This is a genomic window from Pseudarthrobacter phenanthrenivorans, assembly GCF_036455295.1.
Classification (GTDB): domain Bacteria; phylum Actinomycetota; class Actinomycetes; order Actinomycetales; family Micrococcaceae; genus Arthrobacter; species Arthrobacter phenanthrenivorans_C.
Window position 1 is genome coordinate 26,766 of sequence record NZ_JAYXNX010000020.1, and the last position, 16,085, is coordinate 42,850.

17 protein-coding genes and 2 riboswitches are annotated in these 16,085 nt (G+C 67.0%); of the genes, 7 read left to right on the forward strand and 10 right to left on the reverse strand.

Going from position 1 to position 16,085, the window contains the following annotated elements; translation table 11 throughout:
- Window positions 1-2: 2 nt before the first annotated feature.
- The 4 genes from VXJ37_RS18850 to VXJ37_RS18865 all read right to left on the reverse strand — a co-directional run bounded on the left by VXJ37_RS18850 (window position 3) and on the right by VXJ37_RS18865 (window position 2,362).
- A complete protein-coding gene (locus VXJ37_RS18850) occupies window positions 3-266 on the reverse strand; it encodes a DUF4235 domain-containing protein (protein ID WP_141945336.1) in 264 nt (87 codons plus the stop codon).
- Window positions 267-367: 101 nt separating this feature from the next.
- Window positions 368-616, reverse strand: a complete 249-nt coding sequence (locus VXJ37_RS18855; RefSeq protein WP_331324592.1) for a CDGSH iron-sulfur domain-containing protein — start codon at window positions 614-616, stop codon at window positions 368-370.
- Between the two features lie 5 nt (window positions 617-621).
- A complete protein-coding gene (locus VXJ37_RS18860; RefSeq protein ID WP_331324564.1) occupies window positions 622-1,677 on the reverse strand; it encodes an iron-containing redox enzyme family protein in 1,056 nt (351 codons plus the stop codon).
- 142 nt (window positions 1,678-1,819) lie between these two features.
- Entirely contained in the window at window positions 1,820-2,362 is a 543-nt protein-coding gene (locus tag VXJ37_RS18865; protein WP_331324565.1) for a heme-degrading domain-containing protein, read from the reverse strand.
- Window positions 2,363-2,449: 87 nt separating this feature from the next.
- Window positions 2,450-2,590, forward strand: a riboswitch (TPP riboswitch).
- 66 nt (window positions 2,591-2,656) lie between these two features.
- Between VXJ37_RS18865 and VXJ37_RS18870 the strand changes: the two genes are divergently transcribed.
- From VXJ37_RS18870 to VXJ37_RS18890, 5 genes are all read left to right on the forward strand, one after another.
- The gene (locus VXJ37_RS18870) at window positions 2,657-3,280 is read left to right on the forward strand and encodes an ECF transporter S component (RefSeq protein ID WP_331324566.1); all 624 of its coding nucleotides are present in this window, start codon (window positions 2,657-2,659) and stop codon (window positions 3,278-3,280) included.
- On the forward strand, window positions 3,280-4,830 hold the full coding sequence (locus tag VXJ37_RS18875) for an ABC transporter ATP-binding protein (RefSeq protein WP_331324567.1): 1,551 nt from the start codon (window positions 3,280-3,282) through the stop codon (window positions 4,828-4,830). The genes VXJ37_RS18870 and VXJ37_RS18875 overlap by 1 nt, the downstream gene beginning before the upstream one ends.
- Complete coding sequence (locus VXJ37_RS18880; protein WP_331324568.1) at window positions 4,827-5,627, forward strand: energy-coupling factor transporter transmembrane component T family protein; 801 nt, start codon at window positions 4,827-4,829, stop codon at window positions 5,625-5,627. The genes VXJ37_RS18875 and VXJ37_RS18880 overlap by 4 nt, the downstream gene beginning before the upstream one ends.
- Window positions 5,628-5,747: 120 nt before the next feature.
- Window positions 5,748-7,271, forward strand: a complete 1,524-nt coding sequence (locus VXJ37_RS18885) for a UDP-N-acetylglucosamine 1-carboxyvinyltransferase (RefSeq protein WP_331324569.1) — start codon at window positions 5,748-5,750, stop codon at window positions 7,269-7,271.
- A gap of 68 nt (window positions 7,272-7,339) precedes the next feature.
- Window positions 7,340-8,566, forward strand: a complete 1,227-nt coding sequence (locus VXJ37_RS18890) for a glutamate--cysteine ligase 2 (RefSeq protein ID WP_331324570.1) — start codon at window positions 7,340-7,342, stop codon at window positions 8,564-8,566.
- 128 nt (window positions 8,567-8,694) lie between these two features.
- Here the strand turns inward: VXJ37_RS18890 and VXJ37_RS18895 are convergent, their stop codons facing one another.
- The 3 genes from VXJ37_RS18895 to VXJ37_RS18905 are packed head-to-tail and all read right to left on the reverse strand — an operon-like array spanning window position 8,695 to window position 10,574.
- The gene (locus tag VXJ37_RS18895; RefSeq protein WP_331324571.1) at window positions 8,695-9,903 is read right to left on the reverse strand and encodes an O-succinylhomoserine sulfhydrylase; all 1,209 of its coding nucleotides are present in this window, start codon (window positions 9,901-9,903) and stop codon (window positions 8,695-8,697) included.
- On the reverse strand, window positions 9,904-10,314 hold the full coding sequence (locus VXJ37_RS18900) for a rhodanese-like domain-containing protein (RefSeq protein ID WP_331324572.1): 411 nt from the start codon (window positions 10,312-10,314) through the stop codon (window positions 9,904-9,906). It lies immediately after the preceding gene.
- Window positions 10,311-10,574 (reverse strand): DUF1737 domain-containing protein, encoded by a 264-nt coding sequence (locus VXJ37_RS18905; RefSeq protein WP_142132353.1) that lies wholly within the window; start codon window positions 10,572-10,574, stop codon window positions 10,311-10,313. Before VXJ37_RS18905 ends, VXJ37_RS18900 begins: the two co-directional genes overlap by 4 nt.
- A 13-nt stretch (window positions 10,575-10,587) precedes the next feature.
- A riboswitch (SAM riboswitch) is annotated at window positions 10,588-10,703 on the reverse strand.
- Window positions 10,704-10,848: 145 nt separating this feature from the next.
- Here VXJ37_RS18905 and opgC point away from each other — a divergent pair.
- On the forward strand, window positions 10,849-13,317 hold the full coding sequence (gene opgC / locus VXJ37_RS18910; RefSeq protein WP_331324573.1) for an OpgC domain-containing protein: 2,469 nt from the start codon (window positions 10,849-10,851) through the stop codon (window positions 13,315-13,317).
- Between the two features lie 71 nt (window positions 13,318-13,388).
- Here the strand turns inward: opgC and VXJ37_RS18915 are convergent, their stop codons facing one another.
- Window positions 13,389-13,643 (reverse strand): hypothetical protein, encoded by a 255-nt coding sequence (locus VXJ37_RS18915; protein WP_331324574.1) that lies wholly within the window; start codon window positions 13,641-13,643, stop codon window positions 13,389-13,391.
- 229 nt (window positions 13,644-13,872) lie between these two features.
- Between VXJ37_RS18915 and VXJ37_RS18920 the strand changes: the two genes are divergently transcribed.
- Window positions 13,873-14,577, forward strand: coding sequence for a TetR/AcrR family transcriptional regulator C-terminal domain-containing protein (locus VXJ37_RS18920; RefSeq protein WP_331324575.1), 705 nt, complete (start codon window positions 13,873-13,875; stop codon window positions 14,575-14,577).
- A 6-nt stretch (window positions 14,578-14,583) separates the two neighbouring features.
- On the opposite strand, the gene VXJ37_RS18925 is transcribed toward VXJ37_RS18920, so the two are convergent.
- Window positions 14,584-15,048 carry a pyridoxamine 5'-phosphate oxidase family protein gene (locus VXJ37_RS18925; protein ID WP_331324576.1) on the reverse strand — a complete coding sequence of 155 codons (465 nt, stop codon included), beginning with the start codon at window positions 15,046-15,048 and terminating at the stop codon, window positions 14,584-14,586.
- A gap of 60 nt (window positions 15,049-15,108) precedes the next feature.
- A complete protein-coding gene (locus VXJ37_RS18930) occupies window positions 15,109-16,035 on the reverse strand; it encodes an aminodeoxychorismate lyase (protein ID WP_331324577.1) in 927 nt (308 codons plus the stop codon).
- Window positions 16,036-16,085: the final 50 nt, after the last annotated feature.

Sequence of the window (16,085 nt, forward strand, 5' to 3'; positions counted from 1 at the left end):
GCTTAGACGATGTCCTGCGTCTTGGCGAACCGGGCAATGGCGCGCTGCGTGCCGCGGTTGGCCAGGACCTGGATGATGGCACTGACGGACGCCGAGATCAGCGCGAAGGTCAGCGCCGAACGCAGGCTGGTGGGGACGTCCTCGTGTTTGCCCGTGGGCGCTTTCTGCCCGGTGGTCTTTTCCCAGATGGTGTTGACCAGTTTGGTGCCGGCCAGGCCTGCACCCAGGCTCACCCCGGTCCCGAGCAGCTTGATGAGAAGGTTCATTCCTATTACTCCTTGCGGGCGGAAAACGGACTGCCTCCAGCCTAGCCGCCCGCGTGTGCCGGTCAGGGCAAGGGCGTGGCAAGCCGGCGCGGGTTGGTGGACTAACCGGCCGGAGGCCCGCTCCGGAACTTGATCAGCTTGTGCGTGCCGTCGCAGTACGGCTTGATGGCGGAGGCCCCGCAACGGCACAGGGCGACGGTCTTCCGGTCCCGCGGCACCGGACTGCCGGACGGCGTGACGATATCGAATTCGCCCCTGACAATCAGCGGCCCGTCCGGGCACACCACGATGGAGCCTGCCGCTGCTTCCTGCTCCACGCCAGGACCTGTTTCATGCTGTTCGGGGTTCATGCCTGTCACGCGGCCGCCGGAACGGCAGTGCGGAGCGATGGTTTCCCGGCTTCCCAGCAGGACATCAGGTGGGCTGAAAGGCGGCCGTCGAGGGCCATGGCGGCGGTGGCTCCGAAGAGGACGTCCGCAAGGAGTTCCGGCTCGGCTTCCACCAGGCCGCCGGCCAGGTCCCGCCCGGCGATCTGCTCGTGGACGGCGTCGGCTTCCACATGCTCGTCGAAGTAGTGCGTGATGTCCGCCGCGAAACCATGCCGGCGGAATCCGTTGCCGTAGAAGCGGTTGGGGTGGGAGGAAGTCATTTCGTAGATTGCCAGGTGGCCAATGATGGCTCCGCGGAGCCGCCGGTTCAGGCCGCAGAGCGACATGAGGTTCACGGATGCCAGGGAGACGGCAGGGACGGCGTTGACGTAGGCGCCGTACGAGTCGTCCAGTCCCAGGCCGCGCATGGTCCGGGCGAACAGGGCGCTGTGCATGCGGTCAGGCCTGCCGCCCCCGTATTCATCCGCCTGGATCTCCACCAGGGCAGCCTTGGGCCGGCCGGTGAGCCGGGGAATGGCCCAGGTATGCGGGTCGGCCTCCTTCAGCTGGTACATGGATTTGTGGATCAGGAACTCCTTGAGCTGGTCAAAGCTGGCCTTCCTGGCCACGTAGCGGGAGACGCTGGGCCCGGAGTCCGTGGCGGCCAGGCCGAAGAGCACATCAGCCACGGCGTCGCTGTCCATGGCAGCCCCGGAGGGCGCTTCGAAGTCTCCGGCGGCTTGGAGGGCGGCGCTGCGGAGGGCCCCTTCAAAGGGTTCCTCGATCAACCGGCGGACCCTGATGAGCGCCGGCTCCCACTCCCAGTGCCCGCTCACCCCGTCCAGGCCTGAATAGTGCAGCTCGTAGAGGCAGAAGAGCGCCAGTTGGATATCCTCGTCGGCAATGATGTCGGCCGTTTTGAGAACCTGCTGCGCCGCCAGCCGGTACAGCCGGTCCAGCTCGGACGTCGCCGCGCCGGGGGCCTTCGACAGGGCCGCAAAGAGGGCGCTGCTGATGGGGCCTCTGGCATCCGGGATTCTCATGGTGCTCCTTGGTTGACGCGCATGTTCCAGGGAACGGACCGCGCCCCCATTCCCTGTCGTCGTACCCGGGGAGACAGCATGCTAAGCATGATTACTAATAAAAGCCCAGCGAACCTCCGGTTGGCGGCAGGTCCCCCGGTTCCTAGTCCCGCAGGGCCGATCCCAGGATGTCCCGCAGCGCCTCCACCACCAGGTCATGGTCCTGCAGTTGCGGCAGCCCGGAGACCGCGACCGTCGCCACTGCGCCCACTCCTGTGACATAGATTGGAAATGCGCCTCCGTGTGCCGCGTACCGGGATTGGTCAAACCAGGCGTTGTCCTCGATCCGGCCGCCGCCAAGCCGGCCCCGCAGGCCCACCAGCAGGGACGGCACCTCGTACCGGGCGGCAGTGCGCTGCTTGGCGCGGATCCAGTATTCGTTGTCCGGAGTGGCACCCGGCAGCGCAACGTGGAACAGGACCTGGCCGCCCCTGGTGATGTCGATGGCAATGGGCAGGGCCCGCTCCTTGCCGAGCTCCACCAGCAGCAGGCCCAGGTTCAAGGAGTCATCCGGCGAGAAACCGGGGAATTGGAGTTCCCGGACTTCGGCCTCGACCCGGAGGATCAATGCTTCCAGGGAGCCTTCGGGCTGCGCGTCGCCGGAGTCGGGATCGAACCCGGTCACAACCGGTGGATTGGCGGTCATGGCCCTCAATCTACCCCTGTCCGGTGTAAACTTGACCACGCCCAGCTGGGCGGATATTTAAGCCTTACCCAAACCAAAAAGCATCACTTAAAACGACAGGGGAGCGCCGCCGTCGGGCATCCTGGCACAAGCCGGGCACCGCAGGTGGGCGCTGAGAGTGCGGACAGCCGCAGACCCTCGAACCTGATCCGGTTAGTACCGGCGCAAGGGAGTCGAGTTCTCGGGGTGTCACGGCCCTACGGCAACGGCCGTGGGCCGGGTCCACTTTCCCCTCCTGTTTCCCAGGAGGATTACATGAGCACTGCAGCAATCAAGAAAAGCGCCGGCAAGTCCTGGCGCGTCCTGGACATCGTCGTGGCGGCCCTGGTGGCCATCGCGGGTGGCGTCATCTTCTGGGCATGGGACCAGGGTGCCGCCGCGCTGTCCGCCCCGATGAACGCCGCCTACCCGCCCCTCACCGGGCTGCTGGCCGGCGGCTGGATGATTCCCGGCGTGCTGGGCATGCTCATCATCCGGAAGCCCGGCGCCGCCATCTTCTGTGAGACGGTTGCCGCCACCGGCGAGCTCCTCATGGGCTCGCAGTACGGCGCGTCCGTCCTGTTCTCGGGCTTCATCCAGGGCCTGGGCGCGGAAATCATCTTCGCCATCTTCGTCTACCGCAAGTTCAACCTGCCCGTCTCCCTGCTGGCAGGCGCCGCCGCCGGGTTCTTCTGCGGCCTGAATGACTCCTTCGCCCCTTGGGGCTGGAACATCGCCTACTCGGGCGCGGACAAGCTCGCCTACATCGTCCTCACCACGGTCTCCGGGGCCATCCTGGCCGGTGCCCTGTGCTGGATTGCCACCCGCGGCCTGGCCCGCACCGGGGTCCTGAGCTCCTTCGCGTCCCGCAAGGCCGCCACGGAGCCAGTCTTCTCCTGATGGTCCCCTCCCAGGACGCCGGCGACGCGGTCCACCCCGCCGCCGTCAGGGCCCGCGGATGGGGCTGGCGGCACGCCGGCCGGTCCAAACCCGCCGTCCATGCCCTCGACCTGGACATCGCTCCCGGTGAGCGCGTGCTCCTCCTCGGACCTTCCGGCGCCGGGAAGTCCACGCTGCTGCACGCGCTGGCCGGCGTGCTGGGAGACATCAACGACGACAACGGCGAGGCCGGGGACGCCGACGAGTCCGGTTCGTTGCTGGTTGACGGCGCCGTGCCCAGAGCCCAGCGCGGGCGGGCCGGGCTCATGCAGCAGGACCCGGAAACGCAGGTGGTGCTGTCGCGCGTCGGGGACGACGTCGCCTTCGGTGCCGAAAACCTTGCCGTACCCCGCGACGCCATCTGGGCGCGCGTGCACGAGGCGCTGGCCGACGTCGGGCTGGCCCACCTCCCGCTGGACCACCCGACGTCGGCCCTGTCCGGCGGCCAGAAGCAGCGCCTCGCGCTCGCCGGCATCCTTGCCATGCGTCCCGGCCTGATCCTGCTGGACGAGCCCACCGCCAACCTGGACCCGGACGGCGTCCTGGAAGTCCGGGACGCCGTTGCCCGCTGCCTGGACAAGACCGGGGCCACGCTGGTGGTGGTGGAACACCGGGTGTCCGTCTGGAAGGACCTGGTGGACCGGATCGTCGTCCTGCAGCCGGGCAGCAGCAGCGAATCTGCGGTGCTCCTGGACGGCCCGCCGGACCGCGTGCTCAGCCAAGCGCGGACCATGCTCGCCGCCGCGGGGGTGTGGGTCCCCGGCTATGTGCCCGCCACCCGGGCCCGGGACGTGGTCCCTGCACCCGGAACGGGAAACCTCCTGCTGGCCGCAGAACAACTGGCGGTTTCCCGTGAACGTCCACGCCGCAAAGGCTTCCGCAGGATCCAGCCGGTACCCGTCCAGGACGGGGTGGCCGCGCAGGTCCGCGCAGGTCAGGCCCTGGCCGTGACCGGGCCCAATGGAGCCGGGAAGTCCACCTTCGCGCTGACCCTCGCCGGGCTGCTGGAGCCCGTATCCGGAACGGTCTCCGCCACCCTTGACCTCAGCCAGGGCGCCGGGATCGACCCGTACAGGTGGAAGGCCGAGCAATTGATTTCCCGCGTGGGCACCGTGTTCCAGGAGCCGGAACACCAGTTCGTGACCGGCAAGGTGCTTGACGAGCTGCTGTTCGGCCCGCGGCACCTGGGCCACGGCGAGGAGCGGGTTGACGAACTCCTGGAGCGCCTGCGCCTCACCCATGTGGTGGACGCCAACCCCTACACGCTCTCCGGGGGCGAAAAGAGGCGGTTGTCGGTAGCCACCGTCCTTGCCGCCAGCCCCCAGGTCCTGGTCCTCGACGAGCCCACATTCGGGCAGGACGCCAACACCTGGGCTGAGCTCGCCTCGTTCCTGTCCGAGCTCCTGGACACAGGAACCGCGGTGGTATCGGTAACCCATGATGCGGAGTTCACGGCCGCCCTGGGCGGGGTGGAACTGCGGATGGCTGCGGCGGAGGCGGTGGCCCGATGAGGCAGGAACTGACCCTGCACGGCAACCACGCCCTCCTGGCCCGCGCCAACCCGCTGAGCAAATTCGCGGCCGTGCTGCTGATCACGGCGGTCCTGGCACTGTCCATCGACTGGGTGTCGGCCTCAGTTGCCCTGGTTTTTGAACTTCTCCTGTTCCCCCTGGCCGGGCTCACCCTGTCCCTGCTGTGGCAGCGCGGCTGGCCGCTGATAGTTGCGGCCGCCATCGGAGGCTGGAGCACGTCCATCCTGGCGCCCGACAGCGGAAGGATCCTGCTGGACGCCGGCATTTGGACCATGAGCCAGGGCTCCCTCCAGCTGGGCATCGGCTTCCTGCTGCGCGGCTTTGCCATCGCCCTGCCGGCGGTCCTCCTGATGAGCTGCACCGACCCGACGGACCTGGCTGACGCGCTGGCCCAGAAAGCGCGCCTGCCGCACCGGTTCGTCCTGGGAACCCTGGCCGCGATGCGCCTGGTGGGCCTGATGGCCGAGGAGTGGCAGACCATCGGCATGGCGCGCCGGGCGCGGGGCGTGGGTTCGCGCGGCGGCCTGGCCCAGCGGGTGAAGGCGACACTGGGACAGAGCTTCGGGCTCCTGGTGCAGGCCATCCGGCGAGCGTCGCGGCTGGCCGTGACCATGGAGGCGCGGGGCTTTGGCGGCGGCAAGCGGACCTGGGCGCGCGCATCCACGTTCAGCGTGCTGGACCTCTGGGTGGTGGCCGGCGGTGTCCTGGTTGCCGCGCTCGCCCTGGTTGCGGCGGTCACGGCGGGGACGTGGAATATGGTGTGGCTGGGCAGCTGAGTTGTGAAGGGCGAACCCCTATCGCATCGGCTGGGTAGGACGGGGGCGCAGGTCCCCATCTGGGATTCAGTAGTACCCCCACGGCCAGCCCGATAACTCATTTATGATATATTTTTCGATATGACGCAGGAAACCGCTGGGCACGTTGCCGCCATGCTGAGGAACGCCCGGAGCGAAAAGGGCTGGACGCAAGGCCAGCTGGCCGCCGAACTCGGAACCAGCCAAAGCGCTGTTGCCCGGATGGAACAGGGCAAGCAGAACCTGAGCCTGAAGATGATCCAGCGGCTGGAGAACATCTTCGACCGCAGCATCGTCAACGTGGGCAAACCGCAGATGACGCACCTCCGGGTGGAAGGCGGCCGCACCCTGTCCGGCTCGGTTGACGTGAACAGCAGCAAGAACGCCGGCGTCGCCCTGCTCTGTGCCAGCCTCATCAACCGTGGCACCACCGTGCTCCGCCGGCTGGCCCGGATCGAGGAAGTCAACCGCATCGTCGAGGTGCTGACCAGCATCGGCGTGGAGTGCACCTGGCTCAATGACACCGACCTGCGCCTGCGCCGCCCCGCCGTCCTGGACTTGGCGGCGATGGACGTGGACGCGGCACGCAGAACCCGCAGCGTCATCATGCTCCTCGGCCCCCTGCTGGACGAGTCCCGGGAGTACCGGCTGCCCTACGCCGGCGGCTGCGACCTCGGCACGCGCACCGTGGAGCCCCACATGCAGGCACTGCGCCAGTTCGGCCTGTCGGTGGAAGCCACCACAGGTTTCTACACGGTCCAGGCGCCCCCTGCCGATGACTGCGACCGTTCCTTCGTCCTTACCGAGCGGGGCGACACCGTCACCGAGAACGCGATCATGGCCGCGGCGCACCGGGCGGGCTCAACCGTGATCCGCAACGCCAGCCCCAACTACATGGTCCAGGATCTCTGCTTCTACCTTCAGATGCTCGGTGTCACCATCGAGGGCGTGGGCACCACCACCCTGAAGATCACGGGGCGGCCCGTGATCGACGCCGAGATCGAGTACTTCCCCTCCGAGGATCCCATCGAGGCCATGAGCCTCATCACGGCAGGCATCGTCACCAACTCCGAGGTCACTGTGCGGCGGGTCCCCATCGAGTTCATGGAAATCGAGCTGGCCACCCTGGGCCAGATGGGGCAGAAGCTGGAGATCTCCGGCGAGTACATGGCCCGCAACGGCCGTACCCGGCTGGTGGACGTCACCACCAAGCCCTCGGAGCTCCGCGCCCCCGAGGACAAGATCCACCCCATGCCCTTCCCCGGGCTGAACATCGACAACCTGCCGTTCTTTGCCGTCATTGCCGCCAACGCCTCCGGCCAGACCATGATCCACGACTGGGTCTATGAGAACCGCGCCATCTACCTGACGGAGCTCAACCGGCTGGGCGCCCAGGTGCAGCTGCTGGATCCGCACCGGATCTACGTCAACGGGCCCACCAAATGGCGCGCCGCGGAGGTGGGCTGCCCGCCCGCGCTCCGCCCTGCCGCCTGCCTGCTGCTGGCCATGCTGGCGGCGCGGGGTGTATCGGAACTGCGGAACATCTATGTGATCGAGCGCGGCTACGAGGACCTGGCGGAGCGGCTGAACACCATCGGCGCCAAGGTGGAGTACTTCCAGGACTGAGCATTAACGCTTCGTCATGAACCGCGTGTGACAGTTCCTACTCCCGGGTGCTGCCGCAGAATGTTCGTATGCGTACATTCGGCGTAGAGGAAGAACTCCTGATCGTTGATCCGGAGTCGGGAGAGCCCCTTGCCCTGGCCGATGCCCTCCTTGCCGGGCGCCGCGTGGCTGCTGACGATCTTCCCGTGGATCCGGAGGGCAGCCATGCGGGGCACCAGGCCGCGCACGACGACGAGATGGGCCTGAGTGCCGAGCTGAAGCTTGAGCAGATCGAGACACAGACCCGGCCGTGCCTGGAGTACGGCAGCCTGCTGGAACAGATCCGTGCCGGACGCAGCTTGGCGGACCAGGCGGCGAGGAAGCACGGGGCCAGGGTGGCGGCGCTTGCCACCTCGCCGGTGGCATCCCCCAGCCACACCACGCCCGATCCCCGGTACGCCAGGATGCTGGAGCGGTTCGGCCTCACCGCCCAGGAGCAGCTGACCTGCGGCTTCCACGTCCACACGTACATCGAATCGCCGGAAGAGGGAGTGGCGGTCCTGGACCGCATCCGCGACAAGCTGGCAGTGCTCACGGCACTGAGCGCCAATTCACCGTTCTGGAATGGCGTACCCACCGGGTTCGAAAGCTACCGGACGCAGGCCTGGAACCGCTGGCCCACTGCCGGCCCGGCAGGCATTTACAGCACCTATCCCGCCTACCGCCGGGTGGTGACCCGGCTGCTGGACACCGGGGTAATGCTGGACGAAGGCATGCTCTACTTCGATGCACGCCTGTCCCGCAACCACCCCACCGTTGAGGTGCGCGTCGCGGACGTCTGCCTTCGGGCCGGGGACGCAGCGCTCATCGCCGTGCTGGTCCGGGCGCTGGTGGAGTCGGCAAGCCGGGAATGGCGTGAGGACGTGGACCCGGCACCCGTTCCCACCGTCCTGCTGCGGATGGCCTCATGGCAGGCGAGCAGTGAAGGGCTGAGCGGCGAACTCCTGGATTTTGGAAACTTCCGCCCCGCCCCCGCCGCGGATGTGGCCCGGTCCCTGGTGGACTACCTCGCCCCCGTTCTGGAGGAGCAGGGTGAACTGGCCCTGGCACGGCAGGGAGTGGAGGACATCATCGCCCGCGGAACGGGGGCCGCTGAGCAGCGCCGCGCCCGCGACAAGGCCCTTGCCGGGCCGCCGCCGGAGGACATGGGGTTCGGCGCCGTTGTCCGGCAGGCCGTGTACGTGACCATGCGCGACGCGCTGGACCTCGCCGACGTGGCGGCCGCACCGGAGCTGCTGCGGGTCCGCCAGGCCTGACGGACAGCCCGCCCTCAATTGTCTGCGACGCGCGGCTTCATTTTCGCGGCGCAGGTCCCCTTTCGCGGCGCACATTCGGGCCGCGCAAGGGAACCTGCCTGTCGAAAATGCGAAGGCGCGTCGAAAACCTAGATCTGCTTCAGCGCCTGTTCCAGGTCCCGGATGAGGTCTTCCGGGTCCTCGAGCCCCACGGAGAGCCGGACCACGCCGTCCGTCAGTCCAATCGCAGCGCGCCCCTCCGGGCCCATGGCGCGGTGGGTGGTGGTGGCCGGATGGGTGATCAGGGACTTGGAATCGCCCAGGTTGTTCGAGATGTCAATGATCCGCAGCCCGTCCAGCAGCGCGAAGGCGGCTTCCTTCCCGGAGCGTCCGCCGGAAGGGGCGAGCTCGAGGGTCAGTACGGTGCCGCCGGCGCTCATCTGCTTGGCCGCCAGCTGGTACTGCGGGTGCGACTCCAGCAGCGGATACTTCACCCAGCTCACCGCCGGCTGTTCCTCCAGCCACTCGGCGAGGCGGAGGGCCGTGGCGGAGGAGTGCTTCACGCGCAGGCCCATGGTCTCCAGGCCCTTGGTCAGGACCCAGGCGTTGAACGGGGAGAGTGCGGGGCCGGTGTGGCGCATCAGCTGCTTCACCGGGCCGTCGATGAACTCCTTGGTGCCCAGGATGGCACCGCCCATGACCCTGCCCTGGCCGTCGATGTGCTTGGTGCCCGAGTAGACGATCACATCAGCACCAAGGTCACCGCAGCACTGCAGCAGGGGAGTGGCAAAGACGTTGTCCGCCACCACGGTGGCGCCCGCTGCGTGTGCCAGTTCGCTGACCGCGGCGATGTCCACGATCTCCTGCATGGGGTTGGACGGGGACTCGAAGAAGACGGCGGTGGTGGGCTTGGAAAGCGCCTCACGCCACTGGTCCAGGTCCGGGCCATCCACGAATACAGTCTCCACGCCCCACCGCGGCAGGATTTCGTTCAGGATCACGAAGCAGGAACCGAAAAGGGAACGGGCAGCCACCACCCGGTCGCCGGCAGCCAGCAGGGCACCCAGCGCGGTGAAGACCGCGGACATGCCCGACGCCGTCGCAAAGCAAGCTTCGGTGCCTTCCAGCAGCCTGAGCCGCTCCTGGAACGTGGCCACCGACGGGTTGCCGTAGCGGGAGTACACGAACCGCTCGTCTTCCCCGGTAAAGGCCCGTTCGGCCGCGGCCGCGGACTCATAGACGAACCCGGAATTGAGGAAAAGGGCTTCCGAGGTTTCCTGGAAGTTGGTGCGGTCCAGGCCGCCGCGGACGGCCTGGGTGTCTGGGCTCCAGCCGGAGGCGTCTTGGTTGAAAGTCACTTAGTTCTTCCCGAGGTTGGTGGGCAGGCCGCGGTTCTTCCAGCCGTTGACGGTGCGTTCGCCGTACCGGTCAGGGTCGCCTTCGAAGCCCTCCAGCACGCTGTAGGCCGTGAAGCCCGCCTGCGTGGCTGCGGTGGCTGCGGCGATGGATCGCTTGCCGGAACGGCACAGGAACACCAGTTCGGTGGCGGGGTCCTCGGGCGCCTGCTCTTTAAGGTCCTTCACGAAGTCGGGGTTGGGAATGCCTCCCGGGAAGGTCCACTGGATGAAGAGGGGGTCGTTGTCGGTGGCCTTGGTGTCCGGAATGCCAATGTGGGCCCATTCACCCTCGGTACGGACGTCCACCAATACGGCGCCCTGCTCCAGCTTGGCCCAGGCTTCCTGCGGAGTCAGGTCCCCTGCGTAGCTCATGCGTGGCCCTCGCCGTCGAATTCGCCCTCCAGCTCGTCTACGGCAGTGGCCACTGCGGCATCCGCGGAGGCAATCGCTGCCGGAAGGACGATGGCCTGTGCCACGATCACGGTGGTGCCGTTGAAGGTTGCCGCCGGGCTGCCGTGCAGCACGTAGCCGTCCGCCAGCGCAGCCGAGATCCGTTCACAGAATTCACGGTTGTCCGCGCCGGTAATCAGGCGGTAGGACAGTCTTTCGTCGGGGGCGGGTGCGTCAGACACGACGGATCTCCTTCTTTCACGCTTGCAGCTCGAATCGGTCGATATGCCGAGTATTCACCTGAGGCACCCCGCCGCGAAAGGGAGGGTTGCCGACCGGCCAGTCAGGGCTTGGCACCGGTACTCATTACTCCCAAAAAAAATAACACCTGAGGCGCCAAACCGCACCGCCGCCGTCGTCATGTTCCGTAATTGAGCGGGCGGCAGGGCGATAAAGTTCTTACCGGGGACGCCGCCCCGTCTCCAGAGCAATGAGTACCGGGGGGTCCTTGTCACCATGCGGGCGCACGCATCGCACCACCACGCCGCCGGCAGGCGGAACCGTCTGCATTCTGCCGGAACTTTCCTGGCTGCCGCACTGATCGCCCTCGTGGCCCTGTTGGCCCCCGCCGTGCCGGCCCGGGCGGCAGACGCGGCCCCGGACAAGGGAAAGCCGTGGCTGGGGGCCGTGCTCGAGTGGGGTGAGGATACTGCCGCCGGCTTCAGCGACCGGCTCGGGGCCACGCCCGCCGTCTTCGGCCATGACGTCGCCATTCCCTACCGGGATGCAGAACAGAATGACCTCGACGGCTTCCTCCAGCAGGCCGCAGCCAAAGGCGCGCACGCACTGCTCACGGTGAAGCCGTCGGTGCCGCTGGACCAGCTTGGCACGCAGGAAGCGGAAGCCTTCGCCCAGCAGGTGCGGGACCTTACCTCCGGTTTCAAGGGCCGGCTGCTGATCCGTTTCGCCCCCGACATGAACACGAGCTGGGTGGCATGGGGCCAGCAGCCGGCCGATTACCGGAAGGCGTTCCGGAACGTGGCGGCGGCCTTCAGGAAGTACGACGGCGGCCGGGCCGCCATGGTGTGGGCGCCGTACCTGGGCAAGGACTACCCCTTCGACCGGAGCCGGAATGCGCCGCAGCCCGGAAGCGAAGGTTTCGCCCTGCTCGATACGAACGGGGATGGAGCCTGGAACGGAAGCGACAGCGCTTACGCCCCGTACTACCCCGGGGACGATGCAGTGGACTGGGTGGGGCTCGCTGCCTATCATGACGACACTGCCGGCGGCGCCGCAGTCAACACAGTGCCGCGCCCAGGCGAGCTCCAGGAGATGCTGACGGCCTCCGGCGGCGAAAACTTCTACGGCACCTATTCGCAGGGACGGAACAAACCTTTCCTGCTGCAGACTTCCGCGTTCTACAGCCCCGCAACAGGCGGACCCCCCGAGGCGGACATCAAGGAGGGCTGGTGGGACCAGGTGGTGTCAACCGCCACCTCGCCTGATTACGCGCAGACGGCCGCCGTGGTCTGGGACGAGCGCACCAGCACCAGGGACACCGGCGTGGCAAGCATCAGTTGGCTGCTCACCGGGACCCCGGATGTCTCAAAGGCCGCGCTGGACCGGCTGAAGGCGTCCCCCATGGTGACTGGCCCCGTGACCGATGCGGTCTCCGGCAGCACCTATGAACGGGCGAACACCCTCTCCGGGGCCGCCGTCTGGACTGTTGCCGCCGCCATGGCCATCCTCCTGGCGGCCCTGTGGCAGATTCCCCGCCGCATCAACGCGGCAACGGCCTGGAGTTACCAGGACCCCTCCAGCAGGGACTCGCGGGTTGACCTGCTGCGCGGGATGGCCATCGTCTTTGTGGTGGTCAACCATCTGGGCATGTCCTCGCTGTTCCAGCTCCTGACCCAGGAGGCCATCGGGTTCGTCTCCGGTGCTGAACTGTTCGTCCTGTTCTCCGGGCTGGTGGTGGGCATGGTGTACGGGCCCAAGGCCAAGGAGGACTTCGGCCGGGTTGTGGACCTGACGTCCCGCCGCGCCGGAAAGCTCTACCTGACGGCGCTGGCCGTCCTGATCGGGGTCTTCCTCCTCTCCCTGCTCCCGTTCTTCCACACCGAGGCGCTCACCACGTTCGTTGACCAGGGAACCGGCGGGGCAGGGCACAGCGGTGCCGGCCGGACCTACGACCTCTACGCCGGCATGTCATCCCTGTTCCAGTTCCCCGTCCCGCCCCAGGTGCTGCCGGCCATCGTGCTGCTGCAGTTCGGGCCATGGCAGTTCAACGTCATGGGTCTCTATGTGGTGCTTTTGCTGGTCAGCCCGTTGGTCCTCGCGGCACTGAAGCGCGGCAAGGCCCTCTGGGTGCTGGTGGCGACGCTCGCCGTGTACGCCGTTGGTGCCGTGACCAGGTTCCGGATCCTGCCGTCGCAGTTCGAGGACTCGTTCCCGTTGCTGGTGTGGCAGGTGCTGTTCGTGCTCGGGCTGGTGGCCGGCTACCACCGCCGGGCCCTCATCGCCTGGTTGTCAAGGCACACCTGGGTGGTGGCAACCTGCACGGCAGCGGCGTTCGCGCTGGCCTTTCTGTCCTGGGGCAATCCCTACCTGGCCAACAACTATGACGTCCGCCTGGCGCTCATATCGGATGCGGCCTACCGCGCCATGTATGACGCGCTCTTCGGCCGGACGTACCTGGCCCCCGGCCGGCTGCTCAACGTCCTGGTCCTGGTGGTGGCGGCCTATGCGTTCCTCAGCGCCTACTGGAAACCGGTGCAGCGTGTACTCGGCTGGTTCCTGATTCCGCTGGGCAGGGCAACGCTCTACGTCTTCATCATGCACGTGGTGCTGATCGCCGTCGTCGCCAATATTCCCGGCCTCCAGCAGCAAAGCATCTTCCTCAACACGGCGGCCTACGCTGTGGTCCTGGGGCTGTTGTGGGTGATGGTGCGCACCAGGTTCCTCTTCCGGATCATCCCCACATAAAAATGCTGCGGCACAAAGGTGCCGCAGCATTTGATCATTCGCCGACTCCTGCCGGCGGCTCCCACCCCGGACTACAGGAGCCGCGGATAGCTGGCCAGGATGTAGTCGGCTGCCGCCGGACCCGTCATGCGGAGCCCGTTTCTTGCAGGCCTGATCCGCTGTTTCATGGTTGCCCAAAAGCTGGATTCGGTGCCGAGCGGCTGCTGGTTGACGGAGCACCAGCTGATGTAAAGCCCGTAAAGGCGGTCGCGGTCCAGGCTGCAGCCGGACGCAGGGTCGGAGTAGGTGGCTTCGGAAAGGAAAAGATCGAACTGCGAATTAGCCATGACGGCATCCCTTCGCTCGGTGCGTGGCGCCGCCGTTCGGCTACAGCAGCAGAACCTCGATGCCCTGCACAGGGGGCGGTCGGGGCCTATTGGGTGTCCCCCGCTGAGACTGGAGGGACCGGGAGCGCTTTCGCCGCTTGTCTACAATGTAGACTTTACTCGTAGACTACAAGTGAGGCAAGCGTCTCGAATCCCTCGGGACGGCCGCCCGCCAGCAAGGACCGATCAAATGACTTCCGCCAAGACCTCCGGCTCCGACGGCACCAGAACAAGGCTGAGCAGGGACATCGTGCTTGCGAAGGCGCTGGAGCTGGTGGACGCCGAAGGCCTGGACGCTTTGACCATGCGGCGCCTGGGGCAGGAGCTGGGCCGGGATCCCATGAGCCTTTACCGGTACGCCGAGAACCGGGCAGCACTGCTGGATGGGGTCACGGAACTGGTCCTCAACCAGCTCAACATCCATCCCGAGGACCCGGACTGGAAAGAGCAGCTCCGGAAGATCGCGCACAATTTGCGCATGCTGGCACTCCGGCACCCCAACGTCGTTCCCTTGCTGGTGACCAGGCCCCTTTCCACGCCGCTGGGCCTGCGTCCCCTTGGCACGCTGCGGCCCCTGGAGCAGATCCTGTCCCTGCTGGTGGCCGCAGGATTCGAACCGGCCGATGCGCTGCACGTCTACCGCGCCTACTACGGCTTCCTCTATGGGCACATCCTCAACGAACTGCAGGAGTACGTGGTGGACCCTGAAGAGAACGAAGTCCTGCTGCGGTTGGGCCTGCACCGCCTCCCCGCCAAGGAGTTTCCACGCCTGCGCGCCCTGGCCCCGGCGCTGGCGGAGTACGACGGCGCCACCGAGCTTGACCAGGGACTTACCATCCTGCTTTCCGGGCTTGAGGCACAGCTTTCCAGGCAGGCTGCCCGTTCCGGTCGCTGACGACGGCTACTCGAACGAGGCCCGGCGCCGGTCCTGGAGACGGGTGTTCCAAACATCGGGCCTGTTCACTTTGAACCGGCGCCCGGTCAGCGCTTTGGCGTTGAGCCTGACGTAATTGGCCTTTTCGCCGGGCTGCCATGGCTCCAGGCCCAGGCCGTCCACGGCATCCCTCACGGCCTGGTCTTCGATGATCTCCGTTTCGCCGCGGACCACCACGCTCCAGGCCTGCTCACTGGAGGGATCATAGCCATCGATTTCCAGGGCTGCGGGCCGTTCCATCCGTGCGCCCCACAGCTTTGAGCCCGGAGCTGTGCGGAACACGATGCTGCGCAGGTGGACAACGTAGTTGACCGGGAAGATTTCCGGATGTTCGTCCACCACGATGGCCAGCCTGCCCACCGTGTCAGTATCGAGCAGTTCCCAGCAGTCGTCGAAGGACAGTTTTTCGATCGGCAGGTTTCGCGAGTCCATGATCCACACCTTACGGGTGATCAGGGGGCGGGAAAAGGGATTGCGCCGCCTGGTGCAGGTCTAGTGGATGCCGGCGAAAAGTCCGCTCAATTCCGCCGTCAGTTCCTTCTGCACTGCCGGGGTGCCGATCTGCTTGCCGTCGATCGTGTTCACCGGTGCCAGCAGGCGGACGCTGGAAATCAGCCAGACAGCGTCGGCGTCCAGGAGGTCCTGTGGTTCCAGCGGACCATAGCCCAGCTCCCAGCCTGCTGCCTTGGCGGCGGCGAAGAGCGCGCCCTGGGACGTTCCGGGCAGGATGCCGCTGTCCAGCTGGGGTGTGATGAGGCGCTTGACCGGAGTGTCGTCGTCGGACTTCACGTGCGCGAGCAGCACCGTGGACGTGGGGCCTTCCAGGACGCGGCCGTCGGAGGACAGGAAGATGACATCGTCCGCACTCTGCTTGTGCGCATAGCGGAGCGCGGCCATATTGACGGCGTACGAAAGCGTCTTGGCGCCAAGGAGCAGCCAGGGCGCCCGTTCGGCCACATCGCTGTCATAGCCACGGTCAAGGAAGATCACGTCGATTCCTGTTTCCCGCTGGCGTCGGCCGGCCGCACCCGCCGGGGACGCCTGCACCCAGGCCGTGGGAGCCGGGGCGCCCTCCACACCGCGGGTCACCACCAGCTTGACCACCAGTTCATCAGCCGCCGGGTCTGCCGGCGGGTTCTCCGCCCGGTGCCGGGACACGGCCGCCGTGATGGCCCGGCGCCATACATCCTGCTCCGGGATGTCCAGGTCCAGTGCCACCGCAGAGCCGGCAAGCCGGTCCAGGTGGGCCTGCATTTTCCGCACCGATCCACCCACAGCCAGCATGGTTTCAAAGACGCCATCGCCCCTGGTTACCCCCAGGTCCGTGACCAGCAGCTGGGGCTTGGACGCATCGGCGGCCCGGCCGTCGGGGAAATCGGGGTCGAGGAAAAGGAGAACCACGGGTGCTGGAGAGCTCATGGCACCAGCTTAGTGCGGTGCCGCGGCTAAGCTGGGCGGAGTGCACCGGC

Coding starts and splice junctions, on each gene's coding strand:
- VXJ37_RS18860 (WP_331324564.1), bottom strand. CDS start 1,677: ATGAGAATCCCGGATGCCAGAGGCCCCATCAGCAGCGCCCTCTTTGCG.
- VXJ37_RS18925 (WP_331324576.1), bottom strand. CDS start 15,048: ATGGACTCGCGAAACCTGCCGATCGAAAAACTGTCCTTCGACGACTGC.
- VXJ37_RS18900 (WP_331324572.1), bottom strand. CDS start 10,314: ATGAGCTACGCAGGGGACCTGACTCCGCAGGAAGCCTGGGCCAAGCTG.
- VXJ37_RS18920 (WP_331324575.1), top strand. CDS start 13,873: ATGACTTCCGCCAAGACCTCCGGCTCCGACGGCACCAGAACAAGGCTG.
- VXJ37_RS18930 (WP_331324577.1), bottom strand. CDS start 16,035: ATGAGCTCTCCAGCACCCGTGGTTCTCCTTTTCCTCGACCCCGATTTC.
- VXJ37_RS18870 (WP_331324566.1), top strand. CDS start 2,657: ATGAGCACTGCAGCAATCAAGAAAAGCGCCGGCAAGTCCTGGCGCGTC.
- VXJ37_RS18850 (WP_141945336.1), bottom strand. CDS start 266: ATGAACCTTCTCATCAAGCTGCTCGGGACCGGGGTGAGCCTGGGTGCA.
- VXJ37_RS18875 (WP_331324567.1), top strand. CDS start 3,280: ATGGTCCCCTCCCAGGACGCCGGCGACGCGGTCCACCCCGCCGCCGTC.
- VXJ37_RS18885 (WP_331324569.1), top strand. CDS start 5,748: ATGACGCAGGAAACCGCTGGGCACGTTGCCGCCATGCTGAGGAACGCC.
- VXJ37_RS18915 (WP_331324574.1), bottom strand. CDS start 13,643: ATGGCTAATTCGCAGTTCGATCTTTTCCTTTCCGAAGCCACCTACTCC.
- opgC (WP_331324573.1), top strand. CDS start 10,849: ATGCGGGCGCACGCATCGCACCACCACGCCGCCGGCAGGCGGAACCGT.
- VXJ37_RS18880 (WP_331324568.1), top strand. CDS start 4,827: ATGAGGCAGGAACTGACCCTGCACGGCAACCACGCCCTCCTGGCCCGC.
- VXJ37_RS18855 (WP_331324592.1), bottom strand. CDS start 616: ATGAACCCCGAACAGCATGAAACAGGTCCTGGCGTGGAGCAGGAAGCA.
- VXJ37_RS18865 (WP_331324565.1), bottom strand. CDS start 2,362: ATGACCGCCAATCCACCGGTTGTGACCGGGTTCGATCCCGACTCCGGC.
- VXJ37_RS18890 (WP_331324570.1), top strand. CDS start 7,340: ATGCGTACATTCGGCGTAGAGGAAGAACTCCTGATCGTTGATCCGGAG.